Below are 19,191 nucleotides of genomic sequence, written 5' to 3'. Positions count from 1 at the left end.
CACCCCTTTTGCTTATCCGTGAGTTAGCGCCGCGTACTCCTCCGGGCTGAGGTAAAGCTCGCGGTACTTTTCTTCGACCTGTAGCCACATTCGCTGGGAAAAATAGAGCGCCGCAGGCAGCGGATGGTGATGAATCATCAGTGAATCCGCCTGCCCTTGCTCATCGATATGCACCCACACGGCGCACTCTACGGCCACACCGTCAACGCTTGCGCGGTAAGACTCCATAAAGAACCGTTCGTTAACATAATCCCGGTAAGTAAAACGCTGGAAGTCATACAGCGGGATGGCCGCTTTCAGGATCTCCAGAATCGCCGTTTTGCCGTGAACCGGCGCTTTTAGCACCACGCCTTGCAGGCTCGCCTCATCCGCGAGTATTGCCAGCCAGGGCGGCGGCCCCTGAACGTCAAGCATGGGGGATGCTGTATCGTTAAATAACATAGAACTCTCCTCAAAGATCAGTTACGTGGCAAAGTCGGATAATCGGTATAACCGCGGGCATCCCCGGCGTAAAATGTTGAACGATCCCAGGCGTTTAAAGGCGCATTTACGGACAGCCGATACGGCAGGTCGGGGTTGGCAATAAACGCCCGCCCGAAGGCGACGGCATCCGCATTTCCTGCGGCAATAAGCGCATTCGCTGAGTCGCGGGTAAAACCGCCTGAGGCGATAATGGTGCCGTCAAAATAGGGTCGTAGCAATGCGGCAACAGAGGCTGGCTGCGTCATATCCTGCTCTTCATTTAGCCCGGTGTTGGCCCGCGGCTCCACCAGATGCAGATAGCCAATCTGCTGTTCTGAGAGCCAGGCAACAACGTCCGTAAACAGCGCCAGCGGGTTGCTGTCGCCAATGTCTCCCAGCTTGCCGAACGGAGAAAGCCTGACGCCTATTTCCCCTGCGGCGTAAACCTCGCGCAGCGCCGCCAGCGCTTCGCACATAAAGCGCATTCGGTTTGCCACGCTGCCGCCATATTCGTCCGTGCGTCGGTTGGTTCTGTCCTGCAAAAACTGATCGATCAGAAAACCGTTCGCCGCATGCAGCTCCACGCCGTCAAAACCCGCGGCCTTCGCTCGCCGTGCCGCCTCGCGATACTCCTCTATCACCGCAGGAATGGCCGAGAGTTCAAGGGCTGCCGGGGTGGCAAACGGCTGAGGTGTAAAGTTAGCATCCAGGGCTTCACCCGCAGGGCGAATAGCCGATGGAGCAACCGACGGGGTTTCCGGGTGGTGACTGCGATGAGAAATACGCCCCGTGTGCCACAGCTGCAGGTAAATAGCTCCGCCTTTTTGATGCACGGCATTCACAACGCGCTTCCAGCCAGCCTGCTGCTGGTCGCTAAAGATACCCGGCGTTTGCGGGAAGCCTTTCCCCTGAGGTGAAATGTTCGTCGCCTCAGTGATAATCAGGCCACCTTCGCTGGCCCGCTGGCCGTAGTATTCCGCGTTAAGTGTGTCAGGCACACCTTCCGGCCCGGACGCACGCATTCTGGTCAGCGGCGCCATCACTACCCGATGTTGTAAACTGAGCCTGCCGGCCCGCAACGGGCTGAACAGATCTTTGACATGTGTGGTCATGGTTGGATTCTCATTATTGGCTTGAAATGGCGATCAGCTCGCCGTCGCTTGTTGCCGGGTTTCGTCCCCGGCTTGTCCTTTGTCGAGAAATAAAAACACCACCAGCGCGACCAGCAAGGTGATGCTCATCAACAGCAGCAGCAGGTCGCTGAACGCCGCGTCGTAGCTGGCGGCAATCGTCTGATAGGTCACCCCGTGCAGCGCTGTGGTTGCGGTCGCAACATCCCCGGTAACAACGCTTTGCGCGACATGAGCCAGCCGCTGAGGGCTACCGGCCACCGCCCGGTGCAGGTTATTTGCCATCAGTGAAGAGAGCAGCGCGCTCACAATTGCCATCGCAACCCCTTCCCCGGCCACCCGCGTGGTACTGAAAATACCCGTTGCCATACCCGCCCTTTCGCGAGGCACCACGCTTACCGCCAGGCCATCCATTAATCCCCAGGGCAGGCTTATCCCGCAGCCGATAGTCCACATCGGCAACGCAAATTGCCAGGCAGATGCCCCGCCCGGCACGCGACTCAGCCACAATAATCCTGCCGCACAAACCAGCAGCCCAACGCCGCACAGCACGGACGCAGAGAACCAGCGAGTCAGGGACCCGGCAATAATCGGCAGGAACAACAGCGGCGCGGAGAGCGCAATCATCAGCCGCCCGGCCTCAAGCACCGGCATCCCTTCCACGCCAACAAATCGCAGCGGCAAGAGTAGAAGCAGAACGACAAAGGAATAGGCCGGGGCAGCGGCCAGGAGCTGAACGCCAACAAACCGGGGAAATTTGAATAACGTCAGGTCGAGCATCGGCTGCTGAACGCGCAGTTCAATGCGAATAAAAACCAGCAGTGAAATCATGGCCACCGCAAACAACGCCAGGTTAAAGGCATCCCCCCAGCCAACCTCCGGCACGCGCAGGACGGCGTAAGTGAAAACGCCCAGCGTCCACGTAAACACCACGGCCCCGGCCCAGTCGATACCGTTTGCCGCTGGGTTGCGGGATTCGGGCATATAGCGACAGGCCAGAAAACAGGCAATACCCGCCACCAGCGTCAGTAGAATAAAGACAATTGACCAGTTGAAGAGATCGATCATCACCGCCGCTGCCACGGGGCCAAAAGCCAGGCCAATGCCGAAACTGCAGCCGACGAAGCTGAAAGCACGCATACGGGCAGGGCCGTCATAAACCTGCGCCAGCGCCGACATCCCGCCGGAAAATGCGATAGCGGCGGCAACCCCTTGCGCCCCACGCAGCAGATCGAAAACAAACAAGTTCGGCGCAGCAAGCAGCGCGGCTGACAGGAGCGCAAAGGCCGCAATCCCCCCGGCAAACATGCGTTTACGCCCGTAGCTGTCGGCAAGCGCGCCCGCCAGCATCAGGCAGCTGCCAAAGGTCAACATAAACGCATTAGCCACCCAGTTAACCGCCATGGTCGAGCCGTGGAAGCTTTGCCCAATAGCGGGTAAGGCCACGGCGGCGGCGGTAAAGTTAAAAGGCATAGTGATCGAGGCAAGACACACGGCGACCAGCGTCAGGCGCTGCGCTTGCGATGGGCGAGAACCGGTAACGGCTATAATTCATATCCTTAGCGGAAAGTCACAATCTCGGAATTGGGCCGGCGGTAAGCAGGCGGGATAGCGTGCAGAGTAGCGGGTGTTTTTCGGCGACAAAAATGATAAAACGTCCGAACATTACGGACCAAAACGCTCGAATAGAGGTATCACTATGGATCGCCTGTCCAGCCTGGCCTATTTTGTCCGCACCGCAGAGTTGGGAAGTTTTATCCGGGCTGGGCAAGCCCTGGGGCTTTCCGCTTCCGCGGTGGGAAAAGGGATTACGAGACTTGAAGAACAGCTTGGCGTGCGGCTTTTTCACCGCACGACCCGCAGCCTGCAAATGACCTCCGAAGGCCGGGTTTACTTTGAACGCTGCCGGCGGATTCTGCAGGATTTGGATGAGGCAGATGCCCTGCTCTCTCATGCCAGCGAAACGCCCCGGGGCCGCCTGCGCGTTAGCCTGCCCGCCGCCAGCCATATCCTGTTTGAAGCGGCAATTATCGCTTTCGTTCGCCGTTATCCGGACATCGATCTCGATCTGGATTTCAGCGACAGGCTGGTGAACCTGATTGACGAGGATGTGGATATTGCCATCCGAACCGGCGAACTCCCAGATTCTCGCTTGATGCGCCGCGCGCTGCCCTCTTTGCAGCTTATTCTCTGCGCTTCCCCGGCCTATCTTGCCCGGCATGGGGTGCCGCAATCGCCCCGGGAACTGGAGGGGCATTGCGGAATTCGCTTCCGCTATGTGAACACCGGCAAACTGCAGGCCTGGCCGCTGCGCGACTTATCTGAACTGGCGGATGTTCGTACCCGCACCGTGTTCAGTTCGAATAACATGGAGATGGTGCGCAGCGCGATCGTTAACGGCCTGGGCGTTGGGGCCGTGCCTGATTTTATGATTGAGCCCCAGGTGGCGAGCGGTATTGTGCAGCCGCTGCTGGGTGGCTATTTGAAAGCACCGGGGCAATTTCAGATGGTCTGGACTTCAGGCAAGCAGCTTTCATCGAAGATCCGCGTTTTTGTCGACTTTATCAGCGACTTTGTCACCCAGCAGCGGCAAAATAGCGCTCATGGAATAGACGCCGGGTGAGAGGCAGATGGCAGATTTTATCTTTCTTATTGGCCCAGGTGGCGCGGGTAAAAGCACTGTGGGAGCTTTCCTGGCCGCCAGGCTAGGCTATGCGTGCGCCGATCTCGACGATGCGTTTTGTACCCACGTCATGAATATTCGCGAATTTATTGGCCTTTTTGGCTATGAGCGCTACCTCGAGGAAAATGCGAAATTACTCGAAACATTGCTGACAACAACCCACGTCAGTACCGTATTCATTCTCTCTTCCGGCTTTCTGGCCACGGATATTCGGCCTGATATCGTGGAGCAAAACAGAGATCGAGTGCAGCGCGCGGGCCTGTCGGTGCTGCTCTTACCCTCTCGTGACTACCATGAGGCGCTCAGCTGTATTGTTGCGCGCCAGCTAAAACGGGGTTTTGGCCTGAAAAGAGAAAGCGAAATCGCAAAGTTCGACCAGCGTTTTAGTCAGTATCTCTGCCTGGGTGATGTACAGATATTTTCTATGGACGCCCCTGAGGTAATCGCCGCCCACCTCGCGAATGTATTGAGCGGGCAGTGAACCGCTTATTAAGCGCTGCTTTTACCGCTATATTGACTAACACACGCCCGATGCCACCGAAGGTAACGCCACGATGCGGCTGACTACTGCCCTCCGTCTGATGAGCAATTGTCTTATCTGCCTCACCGTCTTGCTGCAGGCCCAGCCGGCCGCCTCTGCACCGTTATCTCTGGCCGATCCCCTGGGGCTGACCCAGTCAGAGCGTGACTGGGTTGCCTCGCATCCTGTCGTTCCGGTGCTGGTGGTTAACACACACATTCCTCTCACCTTTATAAATCAGGAAGGCGAGCAGAGTGGGTATGCCGTGGCGCTGCTGAACAGCATTGGCAGGCAAACCGGGCTGCATTTTACCTGGCATCCCTTTAATAACCTGGTCGAGATGCGCGGGCAGCTCAAAAAAGCCCCCGACTCGCTCATTGCCGCAGCGGATGCTTCCGCCACGGGGGAGAACGCCGGGCTGATCTATACCCGTCCGATCCAGGTGACCGACTGGGTGCTGGTCACGCGCAAGAATTTTCCCGCCGTCACCACCCTCGCCGAGATGAAGGGCAAAAAGGTGGCGGTCTTTACCGGCAGCTACTATCTGCCGGAGCTGCGCAGGCAATTTCCTCAGGTCGAGTTTGTTGAGCAGGACTTTTCGCTGGAAACCGCACTGGCGCTGTTCGTTCACAATCTGGACGGCGCCATCGTGCCGCAAACCGCCGCCAGCTTCGTGCTGAAAAGCTATCTTGAGGACCGCTTCCGTATCGCCATGACGGTCCCTGTTCCCCCGCTGCGGCTGGCAATGGCCTCCGGCGAGCAAAACCGTCCGCTGCTGTCGATCATCGATAAGGCCCTGGAGCGGCTCCCGCCTGACGAGATAGAGGAGCAGCTCAACGGCTGGCAGATGCGCTACGCCCTGGAGCGCTTCGAAGTTTGGGGGCATTACCGCACCGGGATAATGATAGCGATTGTTATCCTCAGCCTGGTGGCGATGCTGCTGGTGTTCTATTTCTGGCGTAATCGCCTGCTGAAGCGCACGCTGGCAACTCAGCAGGCGCTGCAAAATGAGCTTCGGGCTTCGCAGGCGCAGTTGCAAAAAGCCAGCGAGTCGAAAAGCCAGTTTCTGGCGCAAATGAGCCACGAAATACGCACCCCGATGAACGCCCTGATTGGCCTGCTGGAGCTGGAAAACACCGGCCGCAGTCCTCCCGAACAGCGGCAAAATAACATTGCCGTCGCCTACGAATCCTCGAAATCATTATTGATGCTGGTGGGGGATATTCTCGATATGGCAAAAATCGAGTCCGGCACCTTTACCGTGCGCAGCGTGCCGCTTTCGCTGCGCGAGATTTTCAACAGCGTTAGTACCCTGTTCCGCTACAGCGCAGAGGAAAAGCAGCTTGTGCTGCGTGCCAGCGTTGAGGTGCAGGACGACAGGATCCTGTTCGATCCGGTGATGCTCAAACAGATAGTGTCTAACCTGGTGAGCAACGCCATCAAATTTACCCGCCAGGGCGAAGTGGAAATTATTATCTATCAGGCAAAAAAACTGTCTGCTGAAACAGGTGATTACGTGCTGGAAGTCAGCGATACCGGCGTGGGTATGAGTGAGGCGCAACAAAACGCGATTTTCGAACCCTTTGTACAGCTGGATGCCGCGCAAAGAGAGCATCACGGCAGCGGGCTGGGGCTGAGTATTTGCCGCCAGCTGGCGGCGCTGTTGCAGGGCAGCCTTGAGGTTGAAAGTTCACCGGACGAAGGCACCACGTTTATCTTCCGGTTCTCCGCGCCGGTGGCTCCGCCTGAACAGGCCCGCCCTTCTAACGAAGTCGGCCTGAACCCCTCCCGCTCGCGCAAAATCTTAGTCGTAGACGACCATCCGGCGAACCGGCTGCTGCTGGTACAGCAATTGGAATTTGCGGGCCATCGCAGCGTGGCGGCAGACAACGGCGCTCAGGCGCTGCGGCTGTGGGAAAGAGAAAACCCGCCGTTTGATGTCGTCATTACCGACTGCAATATGCCGGACTTAAGCGGCTTTGAGCTGGTAAGACTGCTGCGTGAGAAAGAAAGGCTGGCCGGAAAAAAACCTCAGCCGATGTTTGGCCTGACCGCCATGGCGGAGCAGCATGTGCGCGACCGGGCGATGCGGGCCGGGATGACGGCCTGCCTGTTTAAGCCGGTTGAGCTGGGAACGCTACTTGCCCGTCTGGATGAGCCCTCAGAGCACATCGCAGCGCCTTCATCGCGCCCTCAGCTTTCGCTCAGCAAATTAGCCGCCTCTCAGCCGGAAGCTTTCCGGGCATTAGTTGACACCGTGATTGAGCAAAACCAGCTGGATATGGCCACGCTAAAGGGAGGCATCGCCGGCGGAGATTTCGGGCTTATCAAAAACAGCGCTCATCGCCTTGCCGGCAGCGCAAGGCTGGCCGATGCCCCCGAACTGTCTGCAGTTTGCGGGCAAATTGAAGCGGCGGCAGAGGCGCAGGACAGCGTGGCCGTTCACACTTTAGCGACAGACTGCGAACGGCGGGTAAAAGAGCTGGAGAATGCGCTTCGCCACGTTGCTATACTGCCTTAACCAGTTGAAACCTAACCTTCGGGCCGCCCTTTTATGAGTAAGATTTATATCGTCGACGACCATCCTGTTTCCCAGCTTGCGGTCAGAGTCGTTGCGGAAAATAACGGCTACGAAGTAGCGGGGGTCAGCGACAACGGGCGTGATGCGATTAACGCCCTGCGGGAAAACGCAGAGGTGGCGCTGGTGGTTATCGACATTGAAATTCCGCCGCCTAACGGCCTGGAGGTGATTAAACGCCTGCGCCAGCATGGCTTTAGCGGCGGCATATTAGTGCTCACCGGCTATAACGACAGCCACTTTGTGGACCGCGCCCGCCGGGCGGGCGCCAACGGATTTATCAGCAAAAATAACCATCTCGATCAGCTGGTGGACGCCATCAAAGCGATTCTCAGCGGCTATGAGTTCTTCCCTCAGCGGCCGCAGACGGGGAATACCTCAGCCAGCGTGCAGTCTGAAAGCGAACTGCTGGGCACGCTGTCTAACCGCGAGCTTGAGGTACTGGGGCTTATCTCCCGCGGCGAGATGCTGATTGATATCGCCGCGCAGCTGCACGTCAGCAATAAATCCATCAGCACCTATAAACGCCGCATCATGGCCAAGCTCGGATTCAGCAAAACGCTGGAGATGATCGAGTTTGCCAAACGCAACAACCTCGCCTGAGCCAGGCTCACTGATAGGTCATCGTGAAGGTGGCGTTAGCGTCGGCTCTGCCGGGCGTGACGTTTGCCTGAGTCTGGTAATAACGCGCCGCAAGGGGAAGCGAATAAGCGCCGTCGGCGTTGGTGGTGGCGATGCTCAGCATGGTGCCCAGCTCAAGCGGCGCGTTGTTATACAGCACCTGAATTCCTACGCCGGTTGCCGTCTGCCCTGCCTGGGCTGCGTCCAGATTAAGAATGCCCCTGCTGCTGTCAAGCGCCCCCCCGCTGCCCGGCGCCAGCGTCAGCCTGATCTTCGTGTCGGCGTCACAGTTCAGCTTAATGGCAAAATCCGCATCGCCGCTGGTGCTGCCGGGGCCGGTGAAATCGGTATTTTTCGCCTTGCCCATCCGCACCGTTATTGCGCTATTCAGTACCGAGCAGGCGACGGTTTGCACGCTGCCGCTGCCGATGGTGTAGTCCATGACGTTGGTATCGCCCACCACCTGGGCCTGAGTAATTGACCCCATCGTTATCGGGCCGGAGCCGGTCACCGGGGCGATTTTTACCAGCTGTAACCGGTAGTTACCCCAGGTGCCGCCGCACAGGCGCCAGCTGTTGTTAGTCCATGTACAGGCGGTATTAGCCACCTGGCGAGGCAAAGGTCCGGTGCCGTAGCGCCCGGCGGTTGAACCCGCCCCATAGGTCACCACGCGAAACGCCAGCCCCGGCACGCCGGACTGATAGAGCGTCTGCCCACCGTAGTTAACCGGCAGAAATGCGCCGCTCCCCAGCGCCCAACGAGCGACAAAGCTTGGGCTATTACATGCAATAAAGCTGTTGCGGGTAGCCAGTTGAGAGTCGATGATCGCCGCAACCACAGTGCCCACAGGGGCATCTCGCTGCACCACGATATGTCCGAGATCCAGCGTCACCGAATCGTGGGCGTTAAAGCGACTGTCCATAAACGTGCAGCTTGCCTGCGCGCTTTTAGCTGCCCCGAGCAGCAGGGCGCCGCCCCAGATAACTTTGCTGAGTAATGTCGTCATATTCACAACCTGGCCTACTGATATGTCAGGGTAAAAGTGGCGTTGGCATTGGCCATGCCGGGCGTCACCGCTGGCTGAGTCTGATAATAACGGGCCTTGAGGGGGATGGCGTAGGTACCGTCCGCCGCCGTAGTGGCCACCGCGATTCGGCTGTTCAAGGCCAGAGGCGCGTTGTTATACATCACCTGCACGCCAACGCCGCTGGCGGTTTGCCCCGCCCCTGCGTTGTCGATATTGAGAATGCCCTTCGCCGCATCCGCTGCGCCAGAGCTGCCCGGCGCAAGGGTGAGATTAATATTGGTAGAGGCGTCGCAGTTCAGATCAATGGAAAAATCAGCGTCGCCGCTGGTGCTGCCGGGGCTGCCGAAGTCGGTATTTTTTGCTTTACCCATCGTGACGCTGATATTGCTGTTGGTGACCGAGCAGGCGACCGTCTGCACCATGGCGTTGCCGATGGTGTAATCAATTACGTTGGTGTCACCCACCACCAGCGCCTGCGCAATTAGCCCTGAGTTGATCGGCCCCGACCCGGTTGTCGGAGCAATTTTTATCAGATGGAGGACAAGGTTGCCCCAGGTGCCGCCGCACAAACGCCACCAGCCTGTGCCGGTATTACAGGCCACATTTGAAATCTGACGCGGAAGCGGGCCGGTGCCGTAGCGCCCGCCGGTCGTCCCTGCGCCGGATGTCACGATGCGGATTGCCAGGCCCGGCACGCCTGACTGGTACAACGTTTGCCCCCCGTAGATAACAGGTGCAAATCCAGGCCCTACGGCCCATTGCGTTGTAAAGCCTCCGGCGTTGCACTGCATGAAGTTGTTCCTTCCACCGAGCGCGCTATCGCTGGTTCTGGCCACGATGGTCCCCACCGGCGTGTCCCGCTGTACAACTATCGTGCCCCAGTCCAACGCCACCGAATCGTTAGGCCCAAATCGGCCATCCATAAACGAACAGGTGGCCAGCGCGCCTTTTGAAACCCCCAGCAGCAGGGCACAGGCCATCACGCGCGGGCGAAATACTTTTTTCATTACGTTGTTCATCGTCATCTCTTTTTCCGAAGCCGCGCTTAGCGACACTGTGCGTCAAGGGAGGAAATAGCGGCCGACGCCTCGTCATGGTTCAGGCTGTAACTCACCCGGCACTGGCGATCCGCGCCTTTGCCCCACTGCACCAGCAGCGTGCCTTTAGGCTGTAAACCGGCGAGATAAACCTGGCCGCCGTCCCCGACGATACCGCTGCCGCCGCTGCGGTCGGCTTCATTGGCAACCGTGGCGCCAAACGGTACGGCTTTGCCGTTCGGGCGAATCAGGGTCATCAGTACCCGCAGCCCGACCTGGGCACGGTAATCGGCGCGCACTACGGCCCCGCGCGTGGGCACCACGGTGCGGCTGGTTTGCTCGAGGTCGACGTTTTCTTTCAGGCTTTCGGTGCTCAGCGTGACGTCGTTGTGGCGGTACGGCATTAAGTTCGGCACCAGCGCGTAGCCGCGATAGTCGGTTTTAACCCCGGGCTGGTTATTCACCGCCACGCCGGAAGCGCCCGGCACTTTCACCAGGCCGAACGTCTCGCCAGGCTGCTGCCCGGCTGTGATGCCGTCCGCGTGGGCCACAATCGCCCCCTGCACGCCATAGTTCAGGTTGCGCTGCCCGCTGGCGTAGCTGTAGCCCCCGTTCACTTCGCCGTAGGTGCCGCGATAGTTGAGGCTGGTGTAGCCGGAGTTTTCACGCTCACGCGAGGCGTACCCCTGGGTCACGTTCCAGTTAAGGTTTTTGCCTTCCAGCGCGGTGCCGTTCAGGCCAACGGTATTCACCGTGCCGCGCGACTGGCTGCTGCTGACGCCGTAGCTGGCGTAACTGTTGCTCAGCCAGCGGCCCAGCGGCAGGCTGATGTTCAACGACACGACCTGGTCGCGCTCATAGGTTTTGCCGTACTCCGTCGCCGCCCCCGCCTGAGACGTGTTGCGGTTCAGGGCATAGTTCAGGCTATAGCTGATGCCGTTCCAGCTGTTGTTGTAGCCCACGTTCCACGACGACGTTTTCCGGGCGCCGTTCCAGTAGTCTTCGCTGATAGCCCCGACGGACAAATAGCCGCGATCGCCGCCGAGATCCTGGCTCAGCGTCAGCTCCGCGCGGTTGCGCTTCCTGTCGTTTCTCAGGGCATAGGCATTATCACGGTAGGTTTCCAGCACGTCCGACAGCGAGGTAAAGCCTTCGGTTGAGTAGCGATAGCCGGCGATGGCGACGTGCGTGCCCGTCTCGGCGAGGCTTTTGCTGTAGCGCACCCGCCACGACTGCCCCTGGCTGGCCTCTTGCTCCTTCGGCTGGCCCCAGGACTGGGTCAGGTCGGCGGAAATGGCGCCAAGGGTGCCGAGGTTCTGCCCGACGCCCGCGGCGAACGCGCGATAATGCTCCGCCAGTTGAGCGCCGCCGTAAACCGTCATGCCTTTTCCAACGCCGTAAATGGCGGTGCCCTGGCCGAACGGGGTCTTTTCAACGCGGCTGTCGTAGGCGCGGTATTCGCCACCGGTCAGGCTGAAGCGCAGCCTCCCTTCTCGCTGTAACACCGGCAGGGATGCAAATGGCACCACCATGCTCTGCTCGCTGCCGTCGGCTTCTTTTACCGTTACGTACAGGTCGCCGCTGCCGCCGGTCGGGAACATGTCGGTGATTTCGAACGGGCCTGCGGGCACCGTGGTTTGGTAAATCACGTAGCCATTTTGGCGAACGATCACCTGAGCGCTGTTGCTGCGGGCAATGCCGCGCACCACCGGGGCATAACCGCGCTGGCTTTCCGGCAGCATTTCGTCGTCGGAGGCCAGCTGCGCGCCACGGAACGGCACGCTGTCGAACACGTCAGACGGAGCAAGGCTTTCACCCAGGGTAAGCTGGCTTTTGAGCGGCGCAATACTGCGCTGGGCATAGCTGTAAACGGTGCTCCATTTATCCCCTTCGCCGCTGCTGCGCGACCATGTGGAATAGTTCCGCAGCCGCCACGGGCCGAGGTTAACGCCTGGACGTAAGTTTAAATACTGGCTGCTGCCTGCCCCACCGCGCTGACCTTCCAAATCGCTCATGCCGTTAAAGCTGTAGTTCAGCAGCGCGGCGTTGATGCCCTCATCCCACTGTGAAGGTGGCACATAGCCGCGAATGCGCGGGCTAACCGCGGCCTGAGGAATAGAGAGATCCAGACGCTGGGCGCTGAAAACAAACTCAGCGCTCCCTTCGGGGATCGCGGCCAGGGAAGCGCAGTTCTCGCCCGGGATTTGCAGCTCGGGATATAAATCCACGCGCACGCCGTACTGCGCCAGCTCGGCCACGGTCAGGCACGGCTGCAGCCCTTTATCCTCGGTCTGGAAAAACGTCACCGCCCTGCTGTCCACCTGCTCGCCGTTGAGGTAGATGTCCACCGGGTAGCTACCCGGAAGCTGGCCGCCGTTTTCGAACGCAGAGAGATCGGGCGCCGTGCCGCCTTCCCCGGTGTGCTGGAGGAGTGCCGGATTAAAATAATCCTTTGCCTCAACCGACAGCGAAGCCAGAAGCAGTGCGATAGTGGTGGCCAGACAGGTTGGCCGCGTTTTTCCGGAGCAAGCAAAAAAGGGCATAATTTTATTCCAGCGAATTCGATTCTTTAGAGAGAGGCTTTGTGCGCTGCGCCAACGGCGCCGTAATCGCTGATGACCTTCCATTCGACCTGACCGCTGCGGGCGTCTGCCGGCAGTTCAATCCGGGCCGAGGAGCGAGGTGCCACGTAGGTGGCCTTATCAAGCTGGCGGCCGCCGAGACTGACCGACTGGAAATTGATGTAATAAGGCGTTGGGTTGCTGACCGACAAAGTCTGGCCCTGGCGCACCCATTTGAGTTGGCTACTGGCGTTTTCCGGCGTCTCGCCCTTCAGCGTCCCCGGGCGATAAATCAGCTTGATGCGGGTATTGATCGCCAGCTGTAAGGTGTTGTCCTGCCCCGCAGCCTCTGTCGCGGGAATCGATTTAATATTCAGCCAGAACAGCGTTTCGCGATCCGTCGGCAAACCGGCCCCGGTCTGCATAATGCGCAGGGTGTTCTTTTGTTTAGCGTCGAGGCGGAACAGCGGCGGCGTGACGATAAAGCTGCGTTTATCGCTGTTACCCGCTTCGTTCTCCACCCACGACTGAATCAGGTATGGCGAGGCATCGGGATTCTCGAGGCCGATTGCCGCTTCTTTTTTCTCACCGTCGTAAATAACTCGCGTGCCGCCCACGACAACGCCAGCGTGAGCAATACCGCTTCCTGCGAGTAAACCTGCTAACAGCAGAGAAGAGAGTTTTGTCTTCACAATAGAGACTCCAGAGAGAGGGGAAAAAAGCCGACCCGCAGGCCGGCTGGGGGGATTGCGTCAGGCAATCAGTTGTAAACCACGCTGAAGGTGGCGGTGGCGTTTGCCGGCCCCGCGGTCACGGTTGCCGCTTTTGCCACATAGGCCGCGTTAAATTTCAGCGTGTTGGTGCCGGCCTGGCTCAGAGTGATGCTCTGAGAAGGCGTGAACAGCGGCAGCACGGAGTTGTCCGCGTTACGGATCTGAATACCTACGCCGGTCGCCACACCCGGAGCCTGAGTCAGTTCCAGCGCAGAGTTATCGCCCTGGTATGCGGTACCGTCGAATTTCACGGTAGCGCTGGTCACGGTTGCCGGGCAGCTGGTCAGGTCAATCTGGAAGGCCGTGGCGCCTGCGGTGTCGCCCTGTGCAGCGAACGCGTTATCGCTTACCTGCCCCAGGGTAACGGTCTGGCTGGCGCTGGCAGGAGAAACGGTGCAGGCCGCATCGATGATTTCGCCGTTAAATTGAATGGTGCCGTCGGCTGCGTTAGCCGTTGAAACTGCCGCCCCGCTGATAACGGAAAGTAATGCCAGAGCGTGTAATTGCTTTTTCATAAAACGTAATTCCTGTGAATAAATGAAGTTCAACGCCGGACACCGTATTAACCTTCCTGCATAACCGCATGGGTTTATGAAAGATGCGCATTCAAAACTTTTCGATAAAGAAAAGGCAGTGAGTTATCGGTCATTCCTGTATTAAGTTAGCAAGACGGGTCACGTCATGAATATTTATAATATGTCGCATTAATACGCGATAAATTAATCAGCACTCACTTTAAGTGAACCAACGCATATCCTTCGCAGCCTCTGGTGAATATACACTCCGATATATCCCCGTCTTGTGAAACTCACTATACGCTGGCTAAAGAAATAAACATTCAGAATGGCGTCAGACCGCTGTCGTCATAGTCATCAATTCCTGTCATCCCAGGACTACAAAATCACGCCAGAGCCCCTCAGCCAGCGCCAGCAAAGGCCATAGCAATCCACAATAAAACCGAGGCAGTCCGCCGCGCATTATTTTTGTATTGATATAAACGCCTGTTTTATGCCAGCCTTTATAGAGAAAACAAAACCGAGAGAAAATAATGGCGACCCTGTTGATAATAGACGACCATCCGATGGCGCGGCTGGCTATTCGTATGCTGCTTGAAAAAGATGGTCATCGCGTTCTGGCCGAATCCGGCGACGGCTCCGAAGCTTTTAAATTAATCCAAAAACTCACCCCGGAAATTGTGGTGGTGGATTTGGATATCCCCGGCCTGAGCGGCGTAGAATTAATAGAGAAATTAAGAAGCCATGATTTCGCTGGTCGTTTATTAGTGTTGACCGGACGCGACGACGAGCATTATTTAAGTCGCTGCATGAACAGCGGCGCGGACGGCTTTGTTGGCAAGGGGAATAACCTGGATGAATTACAGGATGCGGTGCGTGCGGTCGAGCGTGGCTATGGCTACTTTCCGCTGCGCCGCCAGACCAGCACCAAAAACGCCAGACCCGCCGGCGAGGTAGAGGCCGTCAAGCGGCTGTCCAACCGCGAGCTGCAGGTGCTGCGCTACCTGAGTCGCGGCGTCAAGGTCATGGATATCTCCGACAAAATGCACATCAGCAGCAAGACGGTCAGCACCTATAAAACCCGCCTCATGACCAAACTGCAGGTCAGCAACACCATGGAGTTGATTGACTTTGCCCGCCGTCATAGCCTGGACTAAACCGATGTACAACCTGTTTATGCTGCTTGTGGGCCTGATTATCTTTTCCCCGGCATATGCTGAACGCGCCACAGAACCCGAGCGGCTGCACATTCTGAGCCGGGAAAGCTATCAGCCTAAGGCCTTCATTCTCGAGGACAAGGACTGGCGCTGGTTAGGCAATAAGCGCGAGCTGCATGTTGCCGTCTGGCAGCCTGAAATTCCCCCGCTTTATCTCTATACCGGCAACAGCCGCTACGAGGGGATGATTGCCGACTACATCCATCTGATAGCGCAGTATCTGGGGCTACGCGTCAGCGTCCAGATGTATGCCGACCGGGACGCCGCGCTGGGTGCGCTGGCTCAGCACAAAGTGGATATGGTCGCCGATCCCTCAGGCAAAGTGCTGCCGCAGCACGCCAGGCTCGCGCCCTCCAGCAATTTTATTAGCGACCATCCGGTGCTGGTACACAAGAAGAATAATAACGGAGCGCCTTTTCGCTACCAGCCCGGCATGCGGCTGGCCATTGCCCGCTGGTACGTGGACGACAGCTGGATAGAGCAAAATTTTCCCGGCGTGACCATCCGCCATTTTGCTACCGACGAGCAGGCCATGGCCTCGGTTGCCTTTGATGAAAATGACTTTTACATCGGCAACCTGGTGACCACGTCTTACCTGCTGGAGCGCAATTACTCGCATTTTCTCGCATTTCAGCGGGTCTACCCTGAGCGGGAAACCGGCAGCCATTTTGTACTGCGCAGCGAAGATTTACCGCTGATGCGGGCGGTAAATCGCGCGCTCGACGCCATCCCGCGCATTCAGCATCAGGTTATTCTCCAGCAGTGGAGCGAGCGGGCTAACCTCTGGCGCGTTAGCAAACAGGTTGAGTTCTCCGGGGCTGAGAAAAAATGGCTGGCACGGCATCCCACGGTGAAAGTGTCGGTCAACGCTTTTTATGCGCCCTTCACCATGATCGATGCCAACGGCAATTTTTATGGCGTCACCGACGATATATTGCGGCTGATTCGGCTGCGCACCGGTCTGCATTTCGAACCGGCCCCGGCGGACTCCGTCAGCGCGATGGAGCAGCAAATTGCCGACAAAAAAGCCATGTTCATCGGCGCGGTCAGCCATAGCGAGGAGCGGAACCAGAACCTGTTATTTTCACGGGCTTACTTCACCTCGCCCTTTGTGATGGTTCAGGCAAAAGACAAGAACTATGCCACCCCCCTCCCCACCGGCACCCGCGTCGCCATCGTCAGTAAAAACAGCCTGATCCCGGAGCTGCGGCAGGTTAATCCCGGCGCGCGTATTATTGAAACCGCCAATGCCAGCATCGCCATGCAAATGGTCAACGACGGCAAAGCCGATATCGCCATTCATTCCCTGTTTGGCGCCAGCTATATGATTGACCGTTATTTTCGCGATCGCCTGAAGATTGGCGGCCGCGTGGGCGGCCAGACCGCCGGGATCTCATTTGCCGTCTCCCGCGATCAGCCTGAACTGCTCAGCATTCTGAATAAATCGCTGGAGAACATCTCCCCGGCGGATATCAACAGCATTATCAATAAGTGGCAAACCCGGCCCGACGTGCGGCTGGATACCTGGGAGCTGTATAAAACCCAGTTTTGGCTGGTATTTAGCGTGGCCGGAATTTTGATCTTCACGTCGTTGATTTGGGTCTATTACCTGCATAAGGAAGTCAGAGCCCGCCTGCTGGCGCAGCAAAAACTCCAGGCGCAGCTGGAATACAATGAAACCCTGACTCACGCGCTGTCGGAGGAGCGCGAACGTGCCGAACAGGCCAACCGGGCTAAAAGCACTTTTCTGGCCACGATGAGTCATGAAATCCGTACGCCGGTAAGCGCCATTATTGGCCTGCTGGAGCTGTCCGTAAAAGCCAATGACAGCTTGCCGGAAGAAGAAGATCCGATTCGCGTCGCCTGGGAGTCTGCCCGCACCCTGATGGGGCTTATCGGCGACATTCTGGATATGGCAAGGATTGAGTCCGGCCGCCTGGAGCTTGCGCCTGAGTGGGTAAGAACCACCGATCTGCTGCCGCCCGTAGTCCGCGTATTTGAAGGCCTGGCCCGGCAAAAAAGCCTGCGTTTGCGCTGCATTCTCTCGCCGCCTTTGCCCTATCAGGTCTATATCGACCCGCTGCGTTTTCGCCAGGTGCTCTCTAACCTGGTGAGTAACGCCATCAAGTTCACCGACCGCGGCTGCGTCAACGTGGATATCACCGCGCTGGAGAGCCACCCTGCCGATAGCGTGCTGCTGAGGATAAGCGTCGTGGATACCGGCAAAGGGATCACCGCCGCGGAGCAGGAGGATATTTTCTCCCCATGGGTGCAGGCAAAAAATGGCCGCGGGCAGAGTGGCTCAGGGCTTGGGCTGGCTATTTGCGCCCAGCTTGTCGAGATGATGGGAGGCAATATTATGATGAAAAGTCTGCCGGGCCACGGCACGGAGGTCAGCTTTACCGTACCGGTGGCACAAAGCCAGCACCGCCCGGAACAGGTGACTCAGAAAAACCAGACGCAGGCGGTACCGCATTATCCCCTGAGCATTCTGGCGGTGGATGACCACCCTGCCAACCGGCTGCTACTGCGTAGCCAGCTGGTGCACCTCGGCCACAGGGTTACGGAAGCCCGCGACGGCGAGGAAGCCTGGGCGCTGTGGCACGATAACGCCTTCGATGTGGTAATAACTGACTGCAGCATGCCGGGGATGGACGGCCCGGCGCTGACGCGGCTTATTCGCCAGCATCAGGCGGAGCCAGTGGTTATCCTCGGACTGACGGCCAACGCCTGGCCGGAAGAACGCACCCGCTGCAGGATGGCAGGCATGGACGACTGTCTGTTCAAACCTCTCCAGCTTCCCCAACTGGAAGCTATCCTGAGCGACGTGATGAAGAGCAAGCAGGCCGCCCTGGCGGAGCCTGCCGGCCTTGATAAGCTGGTGAACATCGAGAAACTTAAAACGATGAGTAGCCATGACGGCGGTATGCTCGGTGAGCTGCTCAGGCTAACGCTGCAAAGCAATGAAGAGGATTTACGGCTGGCAGAGGACTTGTTTAGCCTGCAGGACTGGCCGGAACTCGCGTCCTGCGCGCATCGTATTTCCGGGGCAGTACAAATATGCGGGGCGGAACGGGCCGAAAACGCCTGCCGTAACCTGGAGGTGGCCTGCCGTGAAGCCGTAGTCGATGAGGTAGAAATAGAGGATGTGTGGCTGAAGTGTTCCAGCGCCGTGGGTGAGTTTAACCAGGCGATATATGCCTGGTTAAACGACGAGGAATTTAGTCGATAGCTTTCTCTAAATCGAGCAGTTCTTCCAGCGTCAGCATATTGCCCTGCGCAACCGCCAGAGCGTCGTCCAGCCCTTTATTGTAGAGGGCTGGCGCCACTCTTTTTACCAGCTCATCGAGGAAAAATTCAGCCTCAAATTGGCCTATCTGCAGGTCGTGTTTGTCATCCAGCCAGTCGGTGATGAAGTCGCTCAGTTTACGGTAGTCCTCGGCGGGTAATTCAATCTTTTTCATTAAGCCTCCACGTCCGGGACCACCAGCGACTCGCCGATAGCGTAGAACTGGCCGCCGGCAATGTAGTGCAGGCTGCGATATTCCGGCGGTGAGGTTTCAAAGGACCAGTGGCCGTTCTGGAATACCCGGTCGTCTGCCCAGGCACCGATAATCTCGCCGATAAACAAATCGTGCGCCTGGTGGTTATGCGGCTCAGGAATAAGTTTGCAGACCATCCAGGCGGTGCAGCCCGCCACAAGTGGAACGCTGTGCCCCGGGGCGCGGAACAGCTCCACGCCGGATTGCTCGAGTTTGTCGGGCATATCTTTCAGGCTGTGGGTGCCGAGAAAATGGGTCATTTTGAGCTGGGCGGCACAGGGCACCTGAATCACAAAGGTGCCGCTGTCTTCGATAAGCGTGCGGGTGGCGGTCATTTTATCCAGCACCACCATCAGTTTTGACGGGGTAAAGTCCAGCGCACAGGCCCAGGCGGCGGTCATCACGTCGTCCACGCCATTATGGTGGGCGGACACCAGCACGGTTGGGCCGTGATTGATCAGGCGGTAAGATTTTTCTAACGGCACTTCAATGATATGTGGGCTCATACTTCACATCCGGTTTTCA

Annotated in this window: 12 protein-coding genes and 4 pseudogenes; 6 read left to right on the top strand and 10 right to left on the bottom strand. The window is 58.0% G+C overall.

Translation table 11 applies throughout. The features are described from left to right. Positions 1 to 12: 12 nt before the first annotated feature. The 3 genes from VW41_09835 to VW41_09825 are packed head-to-tail and all read right to left on the bottom strand — an operon-like array spanning position 13 to position 3,140. Positions 13 to 441, bottom strand: a complete 429-nt coding sequence (locus VW41_09835) for a hypothetical protein (protein ID AJZ89314.1) — start codon at positions 439 to 441, stop codon at positions 13 to 15. A 17-nt stretch (positions 442 to 458) separates the two neighbouring features. Further along, on the bottom strand, positions 459 to 1,574 hold the full coding sequence (locus tag VW41_09830) for an N-ethylmaleimide reductase (protein ID AJZ89313.1): 1,116 nt from the start codon (positions 1,572 to 1,574) through the stop codon (positions 459 to 461). Positions 1,575 to 1,607: 33 nt separating this feature from the next. Further along, a complete protein-coding gene (locus tag VW41_09825; GenBank protein AJZ89312.1) occupies positions 1,608 to 3,140 on the bottom strand; it encodes an MFS transporter in 1,533 nt (510 codons plus the stop codon). 151 nt (positions 3,141 to 3,291) lie between these two features. Here VW41_09825 and VW41_09820 point away from each other — a divergent pair, with 151 nt between their 5' ends. From VW41_09820 to VW41_09805, 4 genes and pseudogenes are all read left to right on the top strand, one after another. Further along, a complete protein-coding gene (locus VW41_09820) occupies positions 3,292 to 4,215 on the top strand; it encodes a LysR family transcriptional regulator (protein AJZ89311.1) in 924 nt (307 codons plus the stop codon). A gap of 7 nt (positions 4,216 to 4,222) precedes the next feature. Then, positions 4,223 to 4,723: pseudogene (locus tag VW41_09815) on the top strand (hypothetical protein). A 211-nt stretch (positions 4,724 to 4,934) separates the two neighbouring features. Further along, positions 4,935 to 7,316, top strand: a pseudogene (locus tag VW41_09810) (hypothetical protein). A 33-nt stretch (positions 7,317 to 7,349) separates the two neighbouring features. Next, complete coding sequence (locus tag VW41_09805) at positions 7,350 to 7,976, top strand: hypothetical protein (GenBank protein ID AJZ89310.1); 627 nt, start codon at positions 7,350 to 7,352, stop codon at positions 7,974 to 7,976. A 7-nt stretch (positions 7,977 to 7,983) separates the two neighbouring features. Here the strand turns inward: VW41_09805 and VW41_09800 are convergent. From VW41_09800 to VW41_09780, 5 genes and pseudogenes are all read right to left on the bottom strand, one after another. Beyond that, a pseudogene (locus VW41_09800) lies at positions 7,984 to 8,424 on the bottom strand (hypothetical protein). A 590-nt stretch (positions 8,425 to 9,014) separates the two neighbouring features. Beyond that, positions 9,015 to 9,563, bottom strand: a pseudogene (locus tag VW41_09795) (hypothetical protein). 503 nt (positions 9,564 to 10,066) lie between these two features. Continuing rightward, positions 10,067 to 12,601, bottom strand: coding sequence for a fimbrial assembly protein (locus tag VW41_09790; protein ID AJZ89309.1), 2,535 nt, complete (start codon positions 12,599 to 12,601; stop codon positions 10,067 to 10,069). A gap of 26 nt (positions 12,602 to 12,627) precedes the next feature. Continuing rightward, positions 12,628 to 13,311, bottom strand: coding sequence for a long polar fimbrial chaperone LpfB (locus VW41_09785; protein ID AJZ89308.1), 684 nt, complete (start codon positions 13,309 to 13,311; stop codon positions 12,628 to 12,630). Between the two features lie 68 nt (positions 13,312 to 13,379). Then, positions 13,380 to 13,907: a hypothetical protein gene (locus VW41_09780; GenBank protein ID AJZ89307.1), complete on the bottom strand. Its 528-nt coding sequence runs from the start codon at positions 13,905 to 13,907 to the stop codon at positions 13,380 to 13,382. Positions 13,908 to 14,440: 533 nt separating this feature from the next. Between VW41_09780 and VW41_09775 the strand changes: the two genes are divergently transcribed. Next, positions 14,441 to 15,064, top strand: coding sequence for a transcriptional regulator (locus VW41_09775; protein ID AJZ89306.1), 624 nt, complete (start codon positions 14,441 to 14,443; stop codon positions 15,062 to 15,064). A gap of 4 nt (positions 15,065 to 15,068) precedes the next feature. Continuing rightward, a complete protein-coding gene (locus VW41_09770; GenBank protein AJZ89305.1) occupies positions 15,069 to 18,356 on the top strand; it encodes a histidine kinase in 3,288 nt (1,095 codons plus the stop codon). Here the strand turns inward: VW41_09770 and VW41_09765 are convergent. Together VW41_09765 and VW41_09760 are read right to left on the bottom strand one after the other, a co-directional pair. Then, a complete protein-coding gene (locus VW41_09765) occupies positions 18,346 to 18,588 on the bottom strand; it encodes a hypothetical protein (protein ID AJZ89304.1) in 243 nt (80 codons plus the stop codon). The genes VW41_09770 and VW41_09765 overlap by 11 nt on opposite strands. Next, positions 18,588 to 19,172 carry a flavin reductase gene (locus VW41_09760; protein AJZ89303.1) on the bottom strand — a complete coding sequence of 195 codons (585 nt, stop codon included), beginning with the start codon at positions 19,170 to 19,172 and terminating at the stop codon, positions 18,588 to 18,590. The genes VW41_09765 and VW41_09760 overlap by 1 nt, the downstream gene beginning before the upstream one ends. Positions 19,173 to 19,191 lie beyond the last annotated feature (19 nt).

Source organism: Klebsiella michiganensis (genome assembly GCA_000963575.1).
Classification (GTDB): Bacteria; Pseudomonadota; Gammaproteobacteria; order Enterobacterales; family Enterobacteriaceae; genus Cedecea; species Cedecea michiganensis_A.
The sequence above is the reverse complement of the archived record's forward strand: the minus strand, read 5'-3'. Positions and strand labels throughout refer to the sequence as shown.